The sequence below is a fragment of the Patulibacter medicamentivorans genome (genome assembly GCF_000240225.1).
GTDB classification, from domain to species: Bacteria; Actinomycetota; Thermoleophilia; order Solirubrobacterales; family Solirubrobacteraceae; genus Patulibacter; species Patulibacter medicamentivorans.
On the sequence record NZ_AGUD01000351.1, the window covers coordinates 1 to 489 of the forward strand.

Genomic DNA, 489 nt, shown 5'->3' on the forward strand with positions numbered 1-489 from the left:
ATAGCGATACTCGTGTGTGGGCGCATACGCTTCGTAACGAGGGTGAGTTGACGTTCACTACCGGATTCGTTTCCGGCTATGAGGACGGTCGGATTGAGAATGTTGGGACGTTGAATCTGAATTCGGAGATTGGGAATATTGGTGGCGGGTTCACGAGGTATGGGTCGACGGATGTTGTTCCGAAGTTTGTGAATACGGGAACGGTTCGCAAGACCGTGACGACGGGCACGAGTGCGACGTCGTCGGTTGGGTGGGCTGTTGATAATGATGGGTCTGTTCGGTCGGGTGTGGGGACGTTGGCGTTCACGGGCGGGTCGATTGCGGGTTCGCGAAGTGATGGTGAGTGGAAGGGCATGGCGCCAGCTGCTCAGGTGGAGCTTCGGGGTGGCTCTTGGTCGTTGGGTTCTGGGGTTGTTTTGGATGGAAATATTGGTATTGGTGGTTCGGTTTCGGTTCGTGATGTGCAGGGTGTTGGTGCTGCGGTTCGTG

The 489-nt window shown here is 56.0% G+C and carries 1 protein-coding gene; it reads left to right on the top strand.

Features of this window, described 5'->3' with window-relative positions:
* Positions 1-47: 47 nt before the first annotated feature.
* The coding region (locus PAI11_RS27960) for a hypothetical protein (RefSeq protein ID WP_211656661.1) at positions 48-489 on the top strand (442 nt) is incomplete at its 3' end.